The following is an 18,088-nucleotide window of genomic DNA, read 5'->3' on the forward strand; positions in this document are numbered from 1 at the left end:
GGACCAAAAGATCATTCTAGCGCGCCGCACATAACAGCAAGCTGCGACGCCTCCTCGGACCGCGGATCGCCGCCATGCTCCGAGAAGGTGCAGAATACGCGGGATGCACCGAAATGGAAATCTGGATGGCCGCCGATATCGGGATTGCACCATTTTCGTGCCAAAGCGGCCGACGCCTCGGCACCGCAAGGGCCGGACGATCCAACACAGGGCGTGAGCGTTTCACGGGGACGCATGGCGCACAAGCATTTACGCCAGGGAAGCACCTCATTGGCATGGAAGCTGCTTTAACAGCCGGCGATCGTTTTGATCGCCTGCTATAGCGTCGATGCAGTCGATCAGCTAGATTGGGCGACGGCGGAAACCGCCGATTTCATCAATTAGGAGAAAAGGATATGAGTAAATCCGTGGCCGACGTCATGCAACTCGTGAAAGACGAGGACGTCAAGTTTGTCGACTTCCGCTTCACCGATACGCGCGGCAAAGAGCAACACGTTTCGGTGCCGCTGTCGGCATTCGACGAAGACAAGTTCGAGAACGGCCATGCGTTTGACGGTTCGTCGATTGCCGGCTGGAAGGGCATCGAGGCGTCGGACATGTTGCTCGTTCCGGACGCGAATACAGCCTTCATCGATCCGTTCTACGAAGAGTCGACGCTCGTGATGACCTGCGACGTGATCGAACCGGCCGACGGCAAGGGCTACGAGCGCGACCCGCGCTCGCTCGCGAAGCGCGCTGAAGCGTATCTGAAGAGCACGGGCCTGGGCGACACCGCCTACTTCGGTCCGGAACCCGAATTCTTCATCTTCGACTCGGTCCAGTGGAACACGGACATGTCGGGCTGCTTCGTGAAGATTGGCTCGGAAGAAGCGCCGTGGTCGGCCGGCAAGGAATTCGAAGGCGGCAACACGGGTCACCGTCCGGGCACCAAGGGCGGCTACTTCCCGGTCGCGCCGGTCGATTCGTTCCAGGACATCCGTTCGGAAATGTGTCTGCTGCTCGAGCAGATCGGCATTCCGGTCGAAGTGCATCACCACGAAGTGGCGGGCCAAGGCCAGAACGAAATCGGCACCAAGTTCTCGACGCTCGTGCAGCGCGCCGACTGGACGCAGCAGCTCAAGTACATCGTCCATAACGTCGCGCACACGTACGGCAAGACGGCGACGTTCATGCCGAAGCCTGTCGTCGGCGACAACGGCTCGGGCATGCACGTTCACCAGTCGATCTGGAGGGACGGCCAGAACCTGTTCGCGGGCAACGGCTATGCGGGCCTGTCGGAATTCGCGCTGTTCTACATCGGCGGCATCATCAAGCACGCCCGCGCGCTGAACGCGATCACGAACCCGACGACGAACTCGTACAAGCGTCTCGTGCCGCACTTCGAAGCCCCGGTGAAGCTCGCTTACTCGGCGCGCAACCGTTCGGCGTCGATCCGCATTCCGCACGTGAGCAACCCGAAGGGCCGCCGTATCGAAACGCGCTTCCCGGACCCGATGGCCAACCCGTACCTGTGCTTCTCGGCGCTGATGATGGCGGGTCTCGACGGCGTGCAGAACAAGATCCACCCGGGCGAAGCCGCGGACAAGAACCTGTACGACCTGCCGCCGGAAGAGGATGCAAAGATCCCGACCGTGTGCGCCGGCCTCGACGTGGCGCTTGACGCACTCGACAAGGATCGCGAGTTCCTGACGCGCGGCGGCGTGTTCACGGACGCGATGCTCGACGCCTACCTCGAACTGAAGGAAGGCGAGCTGCAACGCTTCCGCATGACCACGCACCCGATCGAGTTCGAGATGTACTACTCGCTGTAAACAGGGGCATGCGAGGTACATGCGCTTCGCCCCACCATCCGGCGAAGCGCATCCGATGCTTGCGATCGGCAGCGAAGGGACGGCAGTGCCGTCCCTTTTTTGTCGACCCGAGTTGGCGCTTTAGCGGTTACTCGGGTCCCATGCAGAGCGGTCGACCCGAGTCAACGCCGTCGCAGGTGGGTTTGGTTTTCCCTCGCTTTTTTCTGTTTGACTTCGGCGCAATCGAAAGATGGTCCTCAAGAACTTGATCAAAGCGAAGAAAGGGCACGCCGACTCGCTGTCCGACGACGTGCAGCTCGTCAATTCCGGGCTGCTGCCGGGCCTCGAAGCGTTGCCGACCGTGGTGCTCGTGCTCGACAAGCGGGCGCTGCGCGTGGCGTTCGCGAACCCGTCGGCCGAGTCGATGCTCGATCTGTCGCGCAAGCAGTTGGCGCAGATGCTGTGGTCCGACATCTTCACGAATGCGGAAGAGCTCGTCACGACCATAGGCGCGATCGCCGAGCACCGTTTCCATGCAACGCATCTCGATGCCGTGCTCGAGCGCCCCGGACGCGAGCCGCTGCACGTGCATGTGATCGTCGGCTTTCTCGAAGTCGCGCAGGACTACGTGCTGCTCGAACTCTTCGAGAATGAGCGACATTTGAAGAGCGACCGCGAAGAGCGCATTCACGACCTGACTGCGGTCAACAAGCAGTTGATCCGCAATCTCGCGCACGAAATCAAGAACCCGCTGGGCGGGATTCGCGGCGCGGCGCAACTGCTCGAATTCGAACTCGGCGCGCGCGAGCGCCATGACTTGCGCGAGTACACGCAGGTCATCGTCAAGGAATCGGACCGGCTGCAGACGCTTGTCGATCGACTGCTCGAACCGCATCGCCATCCGCATGTCGTCGGCGACGTGAATATTCACGAGGTGTGCGAGCGCGTGCGCGCGGTGATTCTCGCGGAGTTTCCGCGCGGCCTTACGATCGAGCGCGATTACGACGTGAGCCTGCCGGACTTTCGCGGCGACAAGGAGCAGTTGATCCAAGCGCTCCTCAACATCGTGCGCAACGCAGCGCAGGCGCTGCGCGATCGCATTTCTCAGGGCGATGCGAAGATCGAGCTGCGCACGCGGATCGCGCGCAAGGTCACGATCGCCAAGCGCCTTTGCAAACTGGCACTGGACTTGCATGTCATCGACAACGGGCCAGGCATTCCCGAAGAGATTCGCGACCGGATTTTTTATCCGCTCGTGTCGGGGCGCGAGGACGGCAGCGGTCTCGGGCTCACGCTCGCGCAGACTTTCGTGCAGCAGCACGACGGCCTGATCGAAGTAGAAAGCCGCCCGGGGCACACCGAATTTCAGATTTTGCTTCCGCTCGAAACTTGATCACCCGCACATAACGCCTTCTGACCGACCATATGAAGCCGATCTGGATAGTAGACGACGACCAATCGATCCGCTGGGTGCTCGAAAAGGCGCTCGCCCGCGAGCGTTTCGCGACGAGAAGCTTCGCCAATGTGCGCGATGCGCTCAGCGCGCTGGACCATGAGAACCCGCAAGTGCTCGTATCCGATATCCGGATGCCGGGCGGCTCGGGCCTCGAATTGCTGCAGGCCGTGCGCGAGCGGCTGCCGGGGCTGCCCGTCATCATCATGACGGCGTTCTCCGATCTCGACAGTGCCGTCGCGGCGTTTCAAGGCGGCGCGTTCGAATATCTCGCGAAGCCGTTCGACGTCGACAAGGCCGTCGAGCTGATCCGGCGCGCCGTCGACGAGAGCTTGCGCGGCGCGCATGCGGTCGACGAGCGCGTTGCCGAAGCCCCCGAAATGCTCGGCCAGGCGCCCGCGATGCAAGACATGTTCCGCGCGATCGGACGCCTGTCGCATTCCGCGGCGACCGTGCTGATCACGGGCGAATCGGGCACCGGCAAGGAGCTTGTCGCGCGCGCGCTGCACCGGCATAGCCCGCGCGCAAACGGGCCGTTCATCGCGCTCAACACCGCGGCGATTCCGAAGGATCTGCTGGAGTCCGAACTGTTCGGCCACGAGCGCGGTGCGTTCACCGGCGCGCAGGCGATGCGGCAGGGCCGCTTCGAGCAGGCGGAAAACGGCACGCTGTTCCTCGACGAAATCGGCGACATGCCGTTCGATCTGCAGACGCGCTTGCTGCGCGTGCTGTCGGACGGGCAGTTCTATCGCGTCGGCGGCCACAATCCGCTGCGCGCGAACGTGCGGGTGATCGCAGCGACGCATCAGAATCTCGAATCGCGCGTGCGGCAAGGCCTCTTTCGCGAGGACTTGTATCACCGGCTCAACGTGATTCGTCTGCGCTTGCCGGCGCTGCGCGAACGCAGCGAGGACATCCCGCTGCTCACGCGCCACTTCCTGCAAAAGAGCGCGCGCGATCTCGGCGTCGAGCCCAAACGGGTGTCCGACGAAGCGCTCGCCTATCTGGCGTCGCTGCCGTTTCCGGGCAACGTGCGCCAGCTCGAGAACCTCGCGAACTGGCTGACCGTGATGGCGCCGGCGCAGACGGTCGAGATCAAGGATTTGCCTCCCGATCTCGTGCCGGCTCGTGTGGGCGCGGAAGAAATCGTCGCGAGCGCCGCCGCGGCCGGGCACGCGGTGACGAGCGGCGTGCCGGGCAACGCCGGCGCGAACGGCGCGATGAGCGTGCCGGCGGCGCCGTCGACGCTCGGCGGCGTGCCGAACGCGGCGTCCATGAGCGCTTGGGAGAGCGGGCTGCGTACCGAGGTTGCGCGGCTCTTGCGCGAGAACTTCGCCGATGTGATGGATGAATTGGCGCGGCGCTTCGAAGCCGCGGTGATTCGCGAAGCGCTCGACTTCACGCGCGGCCGCAAAGTCGAAGCCGCGGAACGGCTCGGCATCGGCCGCAATACGATCACGCGCAAGATCCAGGAGCTGCATCTCGAGCCGTGACGCGGCAGGCGGCGCGGCCCGCGTGGGTCGGGCGCGCGCTGCCGTTTCAACCCAGGCGCGGCGGCTCGTGAAGTTCCGTGAGGCGTCGGCGCTTTATCCGATCTGCGCGACCACCGGCGTGTGATCCGACGGCTGATCCCACTTGCGCGGCGTCTTGTCGACCTCGCACGCCGTGCAGCTCGCTGCCAGCGCGGGCGAGAGCAGGATGTGGTCGATCCGCAGCCCCGCATTGCGGCGAAACGCCATCATCCGATAGTCCCACCATGTGAACGTCTTCTCGGGCTGCTCGAACTTCCGGAAGGAGTCGACGAAGCCGAGTTCGATCAGCCGCACGAACGCCGCGCGTTCTTCCGGCGACACGAGGTTCTGTCCTTCCCACGCTTTCGGGTCGTGCACGTCGCGGTCTTCCGGCGCGATGTTGTAGTCGCCGAGCAGCGCGAGCTTCGGGTGCTGCGCGATTTCAGCGGCGAGCCAGTCGTGCAGTGCGTCGAGCCAGCGCAGCTTGTAGGCGAATTTGTCGGTGCCGGGTGCTTGCCCGTTCGGGAAGTACGCCGAAACGATCCGCACGTCGTTGACCGTCGCTGCGATCACCCGCTGCTGCGGATCTTCGAAACCCGGGATATTGCGCACGACGCTCGCCTCGTCGACGGCAAGGCCTTCGCGCACGAGAATGCCGACGCCGTTGTAGGTCTTTTGCCCGGCGAACCAGCTTCGATAGCCCTTCGCCTCGAGTTCGGCGCGCGGGAATTTCTCGTCGGGCAGTTTCAATTCCTGCAGGCACAGCACGTCGGCGCGGCTCAGCTCGAGCCAATCGATTACGTGCTGCTGGCGCACCTTCAGGGAGTTCACATTCCACGTCGCAATCTTCATGTTTTTCCTCATCCTTGCTGGGCAAGGGTTTGCGGGCTGTTTTCAGATGGCCGATCATAAGCGCGAGCCGACGTTCTGGGAAGGCTTTCAAGGGTGCGGCGCAGTATGATTCGGCGTTTATCCGGGGCTGCATATGTCGGCCGCTATAACGCCGGGCAAAAGGTGCTGTTCTTCGTGATGGCGGCCTGTGTCGCGCTGTTGTTCGCGAGCGGGATCGTAATCTGGCGGCGCTGCTTCGAGGCGTATTTTTCGGTCGCGGTGATTCGCCTTGCCGTCGTGGTGCACGCGGTGGCGGCGTTCTTGCTGATCGTCGGGATCATCGTGCATATCTATGCGGCGCTTTGGGTCAAGGGGTCCGTCGGGGCCATGACCCGCGGCACCGTCACGCTCGGGTGGGCAAGGAAGCATCATCCGAAGTGGTTTCGGGAGAGCATCAAGTAGCACGGCGGCGGCCAGGGGCCATTGCCGTTCCGGCAGAGTAATCGCTAATAGCATCAAGGACTTGCGTCACAGTAAGATGGCCGGCACCGCATCCATGCGCGAAGCCGCCGCTCTCGCGCGTCTCGAGGGGAAAAGTGATTCAGCGAATTCTCGAACCCGGACAGATCGAATCGCTCGAGCATGCCGCGACCCCGCGCATTCGGCTTCCCGAACGCGCGACGGTGTTCGCCGCGCGAGCGGCGCGCCTGCGCGGGCTCGCCAACGCCAATCCGATCGGCGGCTATGTGCGTCTCATGGCCTCGGTTGCTGCAGCGCAGCAACGCCTGATCGAGAGCCTGCAGGCGAAGTTGCCTTCGCGCGAAGTGTTGCAGCAGGCCCAGGCGAATTCGATGCCGCTCGTCAGCGCGCTGACGTTCGAACGCGCTCCCGTCTGCTGTGGCCGCAGGCGTCATGTACCACCCCCACGCTCACTTGCGTTCGCTGCCCCCGAGGGGGCCGACGCCGTCCACGGCCGGCTTTGCAAAGCCGGCCGGCTGCGCAGGCGCGGAGCGGTGCTCCGCGAATTCCCCGCTCCGCCCCTTGGGGCGGCCCGACGGGACGCGTCATGAGCGAAGTCTCCGCCAACGCCTTGAACGCGCTGCTCGCGCGCGTGCCTTCGGTGGAGCGCGTCTTGTCGTCGGCGCCGCTCGAACCGCTGATCGCCGACTATGGCCGCACGCGCGTGCTGGCCGCGGTGCGCGCCGTGCTCGACGCCTGGCGGCAGAGCGCGCAGGCGAGCGTACGGGCCGGCGGCAGCGCCGAACCGCTCGACGAGACGCGTATCGCCGGCGACGTCTCCCGCGCACTCGCCGCCGATGCGCAAAGCCGTCTGCGCACCGTGTTCAACCTCACGGGCACCGTGTTGCACACCAATCTCGGGCGCGCCTTGCTGCCCGACGAAGCGGTGCGCGCAGTCGCCGCCGCGCTCACGCAGCCGGTCAACCTCGAGTTCGATCTCGCGCACGGCAGCCGCGGCGATCGCGACGATTTGATCGACGGGCTGATCTGCGAACTGACCGGTGCCGAGGCCGCGACGGTCGTCAACAACAACGCGGCGGCGGTGCTGCTGGTGCTGTCGGCGCTGGCGTCGAAAAAGGAGGTTGTCGTCTCGCGCGGCGAACTCGTCGAGATCGGCGGCGCGTTCCGCATCCCCGACATCATGAACCGCGCAGGCGCGAAGTTGCGCGAAGTCGGCACGACCAACCGCACGCACCTCAAGGACTACAGGGAAGCGATCGGGCCGCGCACGGCGATGCTGATGAAGGTCCACTGCAGCAACTATGCGATCAGCGGCTTCACGAAGGCAGTCGAGCTCGACGAGCTGGCGCCACTGGCCCATGAGCATGGACTGCCGCTCGCCGTCGATCTCGGCAGCGGCTCGTTAGTCGATCTGACGCAATGGGGGCTGCCGCACGAAGCAACGGTGCGCGAAACCCTCGAGGCGGGTGCCGATCTCGTCACGTTCAGCGGCGACAAGCTGCTGGGCGGGCCGCAGGCCGGGCTGATCGTCGGCCGCGCCGATCTGATTGCGCGCATCAAGGGGCATCCGCTCAAGCGCGCGCTGCGTGTCGGCAAGCTCACGCTCGCGGCACTGGAGCCCGTTCTGCGTTTGTACCGGGCGCCCGAGTTTTTGCGCGAGCGGCTGACGACACTACGCCTCCTGACGCGCCCGGCCCCCGAGATGCACGTCTGCGCGCAACGCCTGCTGCCCGTCTTGCAGGGAACGCTGGGCGAAACGTACGAAGTGAGCGTCGAGCCGATGTTCAGCCAGATCGGCAGCGGCGCGCTGCCGGTCGACCGGCTGCCGAGCTACGGGCTTGTCGTGCGCGACGCGCAGGGCAGACGCTCCGGACGCGCGCTGTGCAAGCTCGAAGAGCGCCTGCGCGAATGGCCGCGCCCGGTGCTCGGTCGCATCGCTGACAACGCGTTGCGGTTCGATCTGCGCTGCCTCGAAGCCGAAGACGAAGCGGCGTTCGTCGCGCAGTGCAGGGAGCAGCGCGCGTGATCGTCGGCACGGCAGGCCATATCGACCACGGAAAGACCACGCTCGTGCGCGCGTTGACGGGTGTCGACACCGACCGCCTGAAGGAGGAGAAGGCGCGCGGAATTTCGATCGAACTCGGCTACGCCTACTTGCCGCTTCCGAACGGGGACGTGCTCGGCTTCATCGACGTTCCGGGGCACGAGAAGCTCGTGCACACGATGGCCGCGGGCGCATGCGGAATCGACTTCGCACTGCTCGTGATCGCCGCCGACGACGGCATCATGCCGCAAACGCGCGAACACTTGGCGATCCTGCAATGGCTCGGCATCGGCGAGGGCGCGATTGCGCTCACGAAGGTCGATCGCGCCGATGCGGCGCGCGTGGCGCAAGTGCGCGACGAGATCCGTGCGTGGCTTGCGCACACCGTGCTCGCCGATGCGCCCGTCTTCGAAATCGACGCCACACAGCCGGCCGATGCCGGCATGCACGCCCTGGACGCCCATTTGCGCGCTGTGGCGGCGGCTTGGCATGCGCGTCGCGACGACGGCCTGTTCAGGCTGGCCGTCGATCGGGTTTTCACGCTCGCGGGGCAAGGCACGATCGTGACCGGCACGGTGTTCGCCGGCCGCGTGAGCGCAGGGGACACGCTATGGCTCATGCCACGCGGCGAGGCCGTGCGGGTGCGCAGCGTCCACGCGCAGAATCGGCCCGCACAGACGGGGCGCGCGGGCGAACGTTGCGCGCTCAACCTTGCGGCGATCGCGAAGGAGCGGATCGCGCGCGGCGACTGGATCGTGGATCGGCGGCTCGATGCGGCGTCCGGGCGCCTGGATGTCGAGCTCGCGTTGCTGCCCGAAGCCGAACTCACGCTGCAGCACTGGACGCCGCTGCATGTCCATTTGGGCACCGCGCATCACGTGGCGCACGTCGTGCGGCTCGAAGGCGACGCGCTCCTTGCAGGGCAGAGCGCGCGCATGCAGTTCGTGTTCGATGTGCCGGTCTGCGCGCTGCCGGGCGACCGATTCATCGTGCGCAACGCGCAGGCGACGCGCACCGTGGGCGGCGGCCGCGTGCTCGACCCGTTCGGGCCGGCGCGCAAGCACCGCACGCCCGAGAGGCGCGCGTGGCTCGACGCGCTCGCCGCCTGGCTTGACGAAGGTGAGCTCACGCCTTTGCTCGCACGCGCTCCGTACGGAATGCCGCGCTCGACGCTCGTGCATTTGACGGGTCGCGAGGCCGATACGCTCGCGCTGCCGGACGATGCGATCGAAGTGCCGCTTGCGGGCGGCAACGGGCGTGACGTGCAGATTGTCCTGCGCGAGCATTGGGAGCGGATGCGCGCGCATCTCATCGAAGCGTTACGGGCATTCCACGCGAGCTCGCCCGACGAGCAAGGCCCGGACGCGGCCCGTCTGCGCCGTATCGCCGCGCCATGGTTGCCGGATACGCTGTGGCGCGCGCTCGTCGACGCCATGGCTGCAGACGGTGAGATCGCGCGCAGCGGACCATGGCTGCATCTGCCGAGCCACGCCGTGAGTTTCACCGCGAGCGAAACCCAGCTTGCGGGCCGTTTGCTGCCTTTGATTGCCCACGGACACTATGACCCGCCGTGGGTGCGGGATCTGGCCGCGCATACGGGCGCGCCGGAAGACCGCGTCCGGCAATTGCTGCGCAAGCTGGCCCGCCAGGGCGAGGTCTATCAAGTCGTGCGGGACCTGTTCTATCACCGCGATGCCGTGCGCGAGCTGGCGCAGCTTGCCGCCCGGATGGCCGGCGAGCACGGCGGCGCGCTCGCCGCCCGACCCTTTTGCGACGCGACGTGCCTGGGCCGCAAGCGCGCGATCCAGGTTTTGGAGTTCTTCGATCGCGTTGGATATACTCGCTTCCGGCGCGATCTGCACGTGTTGCGCCCCGACAGCCGCCTCTCCGAGGTGCTTTGATGCGCGCGGCGCTCGATGCTTTTAAGACGAAGTGAAGGAAGGCATCCGCATCCGGCGGTGCGGCTGGGCTTCAAACCCAGTAGGGGACGTCAGACGTTCCCTGGTAGGTTCGACTCCTGCTGCCTTCCGCCACTCAAGGCTTCCCGGACATTCCGACATCTTCCGTAAACGTCTTGTAGATCGCTGATTTCAAAGCGATTTATGGGTAATGACGTGCTTGCTGCTTCCACCAAGGTCCCGCACAATTTCCGCACGAAGTATGGGTAGCGACATGGGTTTTGTGGGTAGGAATGGAGGGCAACATGGCAGGACGACAGTTCGGCGATCGTCGTCGCAATCCGGATGATCCTGCTGGTGCCTAACACGCGCGCACGCAGTCTCGAAGAAATCAACCTTTAGCGCGCGCCGGAATCGCCCGGTGTGGATCCCGCGTCCGTGCGACGCACGATGAACGCCGCGATCGAGCGCGCGCGTCGCTGGCGCGGGTCGCTGTCATCGCTGCGACGATCTCGCCGGCCAGCGCCGCGCGGCGACCGGCCCGATGATATGGACGAGCCTCACAAGCAGCGCGACAGGATACGCATTGCCTTGTGCCAACGCCGGGACGCCAATGCGCGCGGTCATCGATGCCACGCGAAAATCGCACAGGCTCGCGAGACCGCATCCTCCGCCTACGCAAGCGCCTTCGATCGCGGCGACGACGGGAAAGGGCACGCGTCGCAGTTCGTCGAAACAGCCCTCGACGACGGCCGCATGCTGATCCGCGTAGCCTGGCTGGTAGGCGCGCGCAGCGCCCGCGCGAAGGTCGTTGCCGGCGCAAAAATGGCCGTGGGTGCCGGTCAGAATCAGTGCGCGCAGATCGTTGCGTTCGGCGAGCGTCGAGAAATGCGCGCCCGGCGCCTGCCAGGTAGTGTAGGGCGTCAGGCCGCGCAGGTCGTGAAATCCTTCGACGCGCCGCTTCAGGATCAACCGTTCAGGTGCTCTCCCAGCTGAGCTGTGCCTCCCCTAACGTTTTGGGATTGGTGAGCTACCTCCGTTCATGCATGAGTGCTGCCATTCATGTGGTGCTGTGGCGATACCCCGTATAGCCGACTGTATTCACGACTGAACTGCGATCGGCTCTGATAACCGACTGCATAGCCGGCGTTGCCGATGTTCCGGCGCTCGATCTGTATGAGCCGACGTGCCTCGTAAAGTCGGAGTTGCTTCTGGTACTGCATCGGAGTGAGGCCGGTAATTGCCTTGAAGTGGTGGTGCAATGAGGACTCGCTCATCCCGATCTGGTCGGCAAGTTCCGGGATGCGCAGTGGTACCGCGTAGTGCCTGCGCAACCAGGCGATCGCCTTGGCTATCCCGTTGGCTGGACTGCCGGCCACGGCCAGTTGCAGCAGGCGTGCGCCATGCGGCCCGGATAAAAGCCGGTAAATGATCTCCTGCTCGATAAGCGGTGCCATCGGCTGGATGTCGCCAGGAGCATCCACCAAGCGTAACAGGCGAAGCGTCGCATCCAGCAAGTCGAGGCTCGCACGGGCGACAATGACACTGCATGCTCCTTCGGTTGCCGCGGGGTGTGGCGGCAAGTCCACCCTCGCGAGCACTTCGTGTAGACGCTCCGGGGAAATCGCCATACCTAGTCCAAGACACGGCTGTTCCTCGCTTGCCTCTATAACCCGGAATGCCACCGGAACATCGAACGACACAAACAGGTAGTCACCGACACCGTAGTGTTGGATCGTCCCACCAAGTTCGATGCTCATTTTGCCCTGTACTACCATCCCGAACGTCGGGGATTGCGCACAATGGATCAACGCCGAACGGGAAGTGTGCCGCCCCACTAACAGGCTATCGACAGCTGTGGCGTTGGTACCTTCGTCTTTTGCATGACGGGCGACCAGCTGGGAAATTTCCTTGAAGGCATGGAATCTCATAGTGGGCAAGGATACCGATCCGGGATCTGTAGCAGTCCTCCCATGATAGCTGCAGATAGATTCACCCGTGCGTCCGTTTGCAGGATCAGGCACAACTCTCGCGGGATTGATGTCACCGATACGGCGGTATCCGTGGCATCGTCTTCTCACGGCCTGGTTAGGCTGTAGTGGGCATCCGGGCTTGGTCGAAGCGGGCGAGCGACCGCATTGCGGAGCCCGATCGCTCGGCATGATTTTCTAGGGGCGGACATTCGGGAGGAATGCGAACGACCAGGACTCTGGAACTAGCCATTGGCCTGGGGGTGCGGGTCACGCCTGAGCCGTATCGACTATGAATTCGGCGGCCGCGATGAATCCTGACGCAGTGAGGTCAGCGCCTCCAGCGATGAAAAGCTCGAGCGCGCGCGCTCCCTCGAAGCGGATCACACGATCAACTATCGCCGCGATCCCGAATGGCAGGAGGAGGCGCGGCGGATCACAGGCGGACGGGGCGTCGATGTCGTCGTCGAAGTCGGCGGCGACGGAACCCTGGGTCGTGGCGTGGGCCGGCCGGCGTTCACGCCGCATCCGAAGACGCTGGCACAACAAAGAGCATCGAGATTTGCGCCGTGCCGTTATGCGGTGAGGCATGAGGACAAGCTATGAAAAAGAGATTGACGATCCTCGGTTGCACGGGGTCGATTGGCGACAGTACGCTCGATGTCGTAGCCCGCCACCCGGATCGCTTCTCGATTCATGCGCTGGCCGCCCACCGAAACGCCGAAAAGCTCGTCGGGCAGTGCCTGAGATTTAAGCCAGAAGTGGCAGTGGTCGGCGATGCCGGCACGGCTGTAAGCGTCGGGACGCAATTGCGCGCAGCTGGCTTAGCGACGCACGTCGCCTTCGGTCCTCAGGCGCTCGTAGAAGTGTCTAAGAGCGCGGCGTGTGACACTGTAGTGGCGGCCATCGTCGGCGCGGCCGGCTTGCGGCCGACACTCGCGGCGGCTCGTGCGGGCAAGCGGATTCTACTCGTGAACAAGGAAGCGCTCGTCATGTCTGGCGCAATCCTCATGGAGGCCGTACGTGATCACGGCGCGACGCTCTTGCCGGTCGACAGCGAGCACAATGCCGTCTTTCAGTGCCTGCCGCGCGACGTCGCCATGCGCAACGGGGTGGCGAAGATCATTCTCACCGCCTCGGGCGGGCCGTTTCGCACACGCGATCCCGGCACGCTTGCCGACGTCACCCCCGAAGAAGCTTGCAAACATCCAAACTGGGTCATGGGCCGCAAGATCTCCGTCGATTCGGCGACGATGATGAACAAGGGCCTCGAGGTGATCGAGGCACATTGGTTGTTCGGGCTGCCTAGCGAGCGCATCGACGTCCTCGTCCATCCACAAAGTGTGATTCACTCGCTTGTCTCCTTTGTGGACGGCTCGGTGCTCGCGCAGCTCGGCAATCCCGACATGCGCACGCCAATTGCGCACGCATTGGCGTTCCCCGAGCGAGTCGAATCGGGTGTCGTCGAGCTCGATCTCGCTCAAGTCGCGACGCTCTCGTTCGAGAAGCCCGACTACAAGCGTTTCCCTTGCCTTGCGCTCGCCATGCAGGCGCTTGACGCGGGTGGCATCGCGAGCGCGACACTCAATGGCGCGAACGAGGTTGCCGTCGATGCGTTCCTTGGACGGCGCATCGGTTTTACGGATATCGCGCTGACGGTTGGCGCCGTGCTCAACGCGCTGCCGAACGGCCGACCTGATGGACTCGAGGACGTGCTCGATGCCGATGCCACGGCGCGTCGCGCGGCGCTCGACTTTATCGCGTCGCGGCTTCACGCCGCCGCGCGCACTGCTCAAGCCCGACCATCACACCGTTCAGTGACAGGTCGGTGAACGCTAACGACAAAAACAGTGCTCCTTCCCCTTTCGCAAACCTGCTTGCGAGACTTGCTGCACAAACACCGGACTATGAGGTGTTTGACCGAGGCTATGAGCGCCTACGTGGCCGTGTGGCCAAAGGGGGCGAGAACGACGTTGGGAAAGAAGCTGGCTGAGCAGGGGGCTGAGGCTGCCCCAGAATCAGGGCCGTTCTGATGTGGAACTTTGCGGCTCTTCGGGGTGGGCTGAACCAGCCCAGGGACTTGCGGCCACCGGAAATGCCGGAAAGCCAGCTTGTTTCCATGCGCTGATCTGCTCGCACGTCTTTTTGATCACGGCTTCGTCTAGTGACACGATTATCGTAGATTCGTCGGCGATCGGAATGAACGTGTCCGGCATGATCAGACCTCGCTCTGGGTGCAGCCAGCGCACGAGTGCTTCCGCGCCGAAAATTTTGTGCGTCGCTAGTGAGAATTGCGGTTGGAAATGCGGCTCGATCGGGTCCTCATGCAGTGCGACCGCGAAGAGCCGCATCTCGTGCACGAATCGTCGCATGCGGGCAGCCTCTAACGCTTGAAGATGAGGCCGGTCAGTCGACGCGGTTCGACACGCCAGCCGTTTCGAAGCTTGCCATCTCGGCGAGAACGCAGCGCGCGTTGCAACACTTGCAGCTTGCGCGCGAGGACGGCGACCGCAGCCCCGCCCGCGAGGAAGTTCTCGACCATCTGCCAGGTGACGTCGCTCGGATAGGCGGAAACGCCTTGCGCGGCGATGCCGTGATCGGCCGCGAACACGATCATCTCAGGGCTTGCCGAGCAAGATGCGGTCGAGAAGTCGGCGATCCAGGGGGGCATCCATCTGGTTGGCTAACAGATCGAAGGCGTCTTTGACCGAAGGCGCTCGGTGGCCCCACATCGCGCGGATCACCATGGCGACTGGATCGTGCTGCCCGGCTCGAAGCAGGTCAGATCAGACCTGGCACGGCTGCGCGAGCAAGGCATCGCCGATGTGGTGTCGCGCCACGCGGCGCGCGGTGGTGCCGTCCTCGGAATCTGCGGCGGTCTCGCGGCCCAGTCGGACTTCGCCCCACCGCCCCGCCAAGCCGAGGGTCGATCCTTGGAGGCGCGCTCACAGCGCTGCGACCATCAGCGGGATCGCTTCGAACAGGTCTGCCTGCAAGCCGTAATCCGCCACGCTGAAGATCGGCGCCTCGGGATCCTTGTTGATCGCCACGATCACCTTCGAATCCTTCATGCCCGCCAAGTGCTGGATCGCGCCGGAGATGCCCGCGGCGATATACAGCTGCGGCGCGACGATCTTGCCGGTCTGGCCGACCTGCAGGTCGTTGGGGGCGTAGCCCGCATCGACCGCGGCGCGGCTGGCGCCGATCGCGGCGCCGAGCTTGTCGGCCAGCGGCGTCATCACTTCGTCGAACTTCTCGGCCGAGCCAAGCGCGCGGCCACCGGAGACGATGATCTTGGCGGCGGTCAGATCGGGACGGTCATTCCGGGTGATCTCGTTGCCTTCGAACTTGCTCTTGCCGCTGTCGGCAACCGGCGTGACGGTTTCCACAGACGCGGAGCCGCCGGTGGTCGCCGCGGGATCGAAGCCGGTTGTGCGCACCGTGATCACTTTCATTTCATCGAGGCTTTGCACCACGGCGATCGCGTTGCCCGCGTAGATCGGGCGCTCGAAGGTGTCGGCGGCATCGACCTTGGTGATGTCGCTGATCTGGCCGACGTCAAGCTTGGCGGCCACGCGCGGCGCGATGTTCTTGCCGCTGGCCGTGGCCGGGAACAGGATGTGGCTGTAGCTGCCCGCGATCGCGAGCACTTGCGCGGCCACGTTCTCGGCGAGGCTGTGTGCGAAGTACTCGGCGTCGGCGTGCAACACCTTGGCGACGCCCGCGATCTGCGCCGAAGCCTTGGCCGCATCACCGGCGTTGTGGCCCGCGATGAGCACATGCACGTCGCCGCCGCATTGGCCGGCCGCCGTGACGGTGTTGAGGGTCGCGCCGTTGATCGACGTGTTGTCGTGTTCGGCAATGACAAGTGCGGTCATGTCAGATCACCTTTGCTTCGTTCTTCAGCTTGGCGACGAGCGTCGCCACGTCCGGCACCTTGACGCCGGCGCCGCGCTTGGCGGGTTCGGTGACCTTCAGGATTTTCAGGTGCGGCTTGATGTCAACGCCGAGGTCGGCCGGCTTGTAGGTGTCGAGCTGCTTCTTCTTCGCCTTCGTGATGTTGGGCAGCGTGACGTAGCGCGGCTCGTTCAGGCGCAGGTCCGTCGTGACGACTGCCGGCAGGGACAGCGACACGGTCTCCAGGCCGCCGTCGACTTCGCGCGTGACACGGACGCGGCCATCGGCCACTTCGACCTTGCTCGCGAAGGTCGCTTGCGGCAGATCAGCAAGTGCGGCCAGCATCTGGCCGGTCTGGTTGCAGTCGTCGTCGACGGCTTGCTTGCCCAGGATGATGAGCCCGGGCTGTTCCTTGTCGACGATGGCCTTGAGCAGCTTGGCCACCGACAGCGGCTGCAGCTCGTCGGCCGTTTCGACCAGGATCGCGCGATCGGCGCCGATGGCCATCGCCGTGCGCAGCGTTTCCTGGCATTGCGCCACGCCGCAGGAGACGGCGACCACCTCGGTGACCACGCCCTTTTCCTTGAGGCGCACGGCCTCTTCGACAGCGATCTCGTCGAAGGGGTTCATGCTCATCTTCACGTTGGCGATGTCCACGCCCGTGTTGTCCGACTTGACGCGGACCTTCACGTTGAAATCGACCACCCGTTTGACCGCGACCAATGCTTTCATTTCGTCTGTCCTCTCATTTCAATGCTGCGCGCCGTTTCACGCCAGCTCTAACAACGCAGCGGCGCCCATGCCCCCGTGATGACGGCTTCGGTCATGAGGTCTCCTGAAATTGCGGGGCTGCATTGGCCAGTTCCAGTTCGGCCTGCGCCGCGCCGCTGCGCGGGACCGTCTCGTCGCGCCGCTCGGCCACATCGGGCAGACGCGCGGCCAGCTCGTGAACCACGTCGTCGCCCGTGCCCAGGTGGACTCCGCGCGTCAGGGTCACGTGCGCGGCCTCGAAGCTGCCTGCACCGGCGCACAGCACCATGCGCGTGGGTGCATCGTCCCCGGCCAGCGCACCCAGCGCCGGACTGACCGCGGCGGGTGGCAAGGCGTGCAGCTTGTCCTGCGCCATGAGTCCTTCGAACATGCGCGTGGCCGCGGTCGGCGCCAGGCAGTTGACGCGGATGCCGTACTTCTCGCCTTCCAGCGCCAGGGTCTGCATCAAGCCGACCAGCGCCATCTTGGCGGCGCCGTAGTTGGACTGGCCGAAGTTGCCGTACAGGCCGGAAGACGAGGTCGTCATGACGATGCGGCCATGCTGCTGGCGGCGCATGGTATTCCACACGGCCTTCGTGCAATGCACGGCACCCATCAGGTGCACCTCGATCACCGCGCGGAAGTCTTCAAGCTCCATCTTGCTGAAGGTCTTGTCCCGCAGGATGCCGGCGTTGTTGACGAGGATGTCCACGCGGCCCCAGCGATCCAGCGTCTGCGCGACCATGCGCTGCACCTGTGGATAGTCGGTCACGGAAGCGCCGTTGGCGAAGGCTTCGCCGCCAAGTGCGCAAATTTCGTCGGCGACGCGCTGGGCGGCGGAAAGCGACCCTCCGCGGCCGTTGACGTCGCTGCCGAGGTCGTTCACGACGACGCGCGCGCCCAGGCGGGCGAGCAGGAGTGCATGTTCGCGGCCAAGGCCCGCGCCGGCGCCGGTGACGATGGCCACACGGCCTTTCAAATCGATCTTTTTCATGGTTCAGGGTTCAGGCCAGGTTGCGGCCGATGATGAGTTTCAGGATGGCTGGTGCGTTGCGTTGCCGTTCAGAACCACGCGTCCTGCTGACCACGATCCTTTTCGCCGCAGACAAGCTCTTCCCGCACGCGTGACTCGCCTGAATGCGCTGACCATCATCTCCTCGGGCTTTCGCGGCAGCGGTCTCGTCCGAGAGGGGCGGGTTGCGCACCTAGCTAGCTGGCCTCAGCTGCGACCGCGGTTCTTGATCGATTTGCCGGCCGGCGGGAGCTCCCATGCCGCTTCTCCGAGATAGACAGGTCTCTGAGCGCTTGCTTAGTAGCGTAGAAGGTCCTGCGCGTGGCGTCAAGTCCTGCCGCTTGCGGCAAGGGAGGCGGCAAACCCGACGACGTTCAAGGTGACTGGCCTGTCATTGGGCGGCCTGCGCACGATGCTGGTCAATTCAACGCGGATGAGCTTGGCGTACGTGC

The 18,088-nt window shown here is 64.6% G+C and carries 15 protein-coding genes, 1 tRNA gene and 4 pseudogenes; 11 read left to right on the top strand and 9 right to left on the bottom strand.

All coding sequences use genetic code 11. The annotated features are described in order from the left end of the window. The first annotated feature begins 395 nt into the window (after positions 1-395). From glnA to ntrC, 3 genes are all read left to right on the top strand, one after another. The gene (glnA, locus tag J3489_RS06235; RefSeq protein WP_206996839.1) at positions 396-1,811 is read left to right on the top strand and encodes a type I glutamate--ammonia ligase; all 1,416 of its coding nucleotides are present in this window, start codon (positions 396-398) and stop codon (positions 1,809-1,811) included. Positions 1,812-2,040: 229 nt separating this feature from the next. Next, positions 2,041-3,183: a nitrogen regulation protein NR(II) gene (gene glnL, locus J3489_RS06240; protein WP_206996840.1), complete on the top strand. Its 1,143-nt coding sequence runs from the start codon at positions 2,041-2,043 to the stop codon at positions 3,181-3,183. Positions 3,184-3,215: 32 nt separating this feature from the next. Further along, entirely contained in the window at positions 3,216-4,736 is a 1,521-nt protein-coding gene (gene ntrC, locus J3489_RS06245; RefSeq protein WP_206996841.1) for a nitrogen regulation protein NR(I), read from the top strand. Between the two features lie 93 nt (positions 4,737-4,829). Here the strand turns inward: ntrC and xth are convergent, their stop codons facing one another. Further along, positions 4,830-5,606 carry an exodeoxyribonuclease III gene (xth, locus tag J3489_RS06250; protein WP_206996842.1) on the bottom strand — a complete coding sequence of 259 codons (777 nt, stop codon included), beginning with the start codon at positions 5,604-5,606 and terminating at the stop codon, positions 4,830-4,832. A gap of 135 nt (positions 5,607-5,741) precedes the next feature. On the opposite strand from xth, the pseudogene J3489_RS06255 reads away from it, so the two are divergent. The 5 genes and pseudogenes from J3489_RS06255 to J3489_RS06275 all read left to right on the top strand — a co-directional run. Continuing rightward, positions 5,742-6,047: pseudogene (locus tag J3489_RS06255) on the top strand (cytochrome b/b6 domain-containing protein); the annotation flags it as partial. A gap of 134 nt (positions 6,048-6,181) precedes the next feature. Beyond that, on the top strand, positions 6,182-6,655 hold the full coding sequence (gene fdhE / locus J3489_RS06260; protein ID WP_206996844.1) for a formate dehydrogenase accessory protein FdhE domain-containing protein: 474 nt from the start codon (positions 6,182-6,184) through the stop codon (positions 6,653-6,655). Next, on the top strand, positions 6,652-8,091 hold the full coding sequence (selA, locus tag J3489_RS06265; protein WP_206996845.1) for an L-seryl-tRNA(Sec) selenium transferase: 1,440 nt from the start codon (positions 6,652-6,654) through the stop codon (positions 8,089-8,091). Before fdhE ends, selA begins: the two co-directional genes overlap by 4 nt. Then, positions 8,088-10,010 (top strand): selenocysteine-specific translation elongation factor, encoded by a 1,923-nt coding sequence (gene selB / locus J3489_RS06270; protein WP_206996846.1) that lies wholly within the window; start codon positions 8,088-8,090, stop codon positions 10,008-10,010. Before selA ends, selB begins: the two co-directional genes overlap by 4 nt. Positions 10,011-10,046: 36 nt before the next feature. Then, positions 10,047-10,142, top strand: a tRNA-Sec gene (locus tag J3489_RS06275). Between the two features lie 360 nt (positions 10,143-10,502). Here the strand turns inward: J3489_RS06275 and J3489_RS06280 are convergent. Together J3489_RS06280 and J3489_RS06285 are read right to left on the bottom strand one after the other, a co-directional pair. Then, a complete protein-coding gene (locus tag J3489_RS06280; RefSeq protein WP_206996847.1) occupies positions 10,503-10,979 on the bottom strand; it encodes an enoyl-CoA hydratase/isomerase family protein in 477 nt (158 codons plus the stop codon). Positions 10,980-11,047: 68 nt separating this feature from the next. Continuing rightward, positions 11,048-11,938, bottom strand: coding sequence for an AraC family transcriptional regulator (locus J3489_RS06285; protein ID WP_242539836.1), 891 nt, complete (start codon positions 11,936-11,938; stop codon positions 11,048-11,050). 372 nt (positions 11,939-12,310) lie between these two features. Between J3489_RS06285 and J3489_RS37445 the strand changes: the two are divergent. Continuing rightward, positions 12,311-12,481 (top strand): annotated as a pseudogene (locus tag J3489_RS37445) (zinc-binding dehydrogenase); the annotation flags it as partial. A 98-nt stretch (positions 12,482-12,579) separates the two neighbouring features. Continuing rightward, the gene (locus J3489_RS06295; protein WP_206996849.1) at positions 12,580-13,809 is read left to right on the top strand and encodes a 1-deoxy-D-xylulose-5-phosphate reductoisomerase; all 1,230 of its coding nucleotides are present in this window, start codon (positions 12,580-12,582) and stop codon (positions 13,807-13,809) included. 186 nt (positions 13,810-13,995) lie between these two features. Here J3489_RS06295 and J3489_RS06300 read toward each other — a convergent pair whose 3' ends face one another. From J3489_RS06300 to J3489_RS38285, 3 genes and pseudogenes are all read right to left on the bottom strand, one after another. Then, positions 13,996-14,349, bottom strand: a complete 354-nt coding sequence (locus J3489_RS06300; protein WP_206996850.1) for an EAL domain-containing protein — start codon at positions 14,347-14,349, stop codon at positions 13,996-13,998. 116 nt (positions 14,350-14,465) lie between these two features. Next, a pseudogene (locus tag J3489_RS06305) lies at positions 14,466-14,603 on the bottom strand (nicotinate-nucleotide--dimethylbenzimidazole phosphoribosyltransferase); the annotation flags it as partial. Then, entirely contained in the window at positions 14,596-14,724 is a 129-nt protein-coding gene (locus tag J3489_RS38285) for a hypothetical protein (protein WP_255554969.1), read from the bottom strand. The pseudogene J3489_RS06305 and the gene J3489_RS38285, both read right to left, overlap by 8 nt. 12 nt (positions 14,725-14,736) lie before the next feature. Between J3489_RS38285 and J3489_RS38755 the strand changes: the two are divergent. Continuing rightward, a pseudogene (locus J3489_RS38755) lies at positions 14,737-14,799 on the top strand (hypothetical protein); the annotation flags it as partial. Positions 14,800-14,922: 123 nt separating this feature from the next. On the opposite strand, the gene J3489_RS06315 reads toward J3489_RS38755, so the two are convergent. From J3489_RS06315 to J3489_RS06325, 3 genes are all read right to left on the bottom strand, one after another. Beyond that, entirely contained in the window at positions 14,923-15,855 is a 933-nt protein-coding gene (locus J3489_RS06315) for an electron transfer flavoprotein subunit alpha/FixB family protein (RefSeq protein WP_206996851.1), read from the bottom strand. A 1-nt stretch (position 15,856) separates the two neighbouring features. Next, a complete protein-coding gene (locus J3489_RS06320) occupies positions 15,857-16,606 on the bottom strand; it encodes an electron transfer flavoprotein subunit beta/FixA family protein (protein ID WP_206996852.1) in 750 nt (249 codons plus the stop codon). Positions 16,607-16,697: 91 nt separating this feature from the next. Then, positions 16,698-17,618, bottom strand: a complete 921-nt coding sequence (locus J3489_RS06325) for an SDR family NAD(P)-dependent oxidoreductase (protein WP_206996853.1) — start codon at positions 17,616-17,618, stop codon at positions 16,698-16,700. Between the last annotated feature and the right edge of the window lie 470 nt (positions 17,619-18,088).

This window comes from Trinickia mobilis, from assembly GCF_017315705.1.
GTDB lineage: Bacteria > Pseudomonadota > Gammaproteobacteria > Burkholderiales > Burkholderiaceae > Trinickia_A > Trinickia_A mobilis.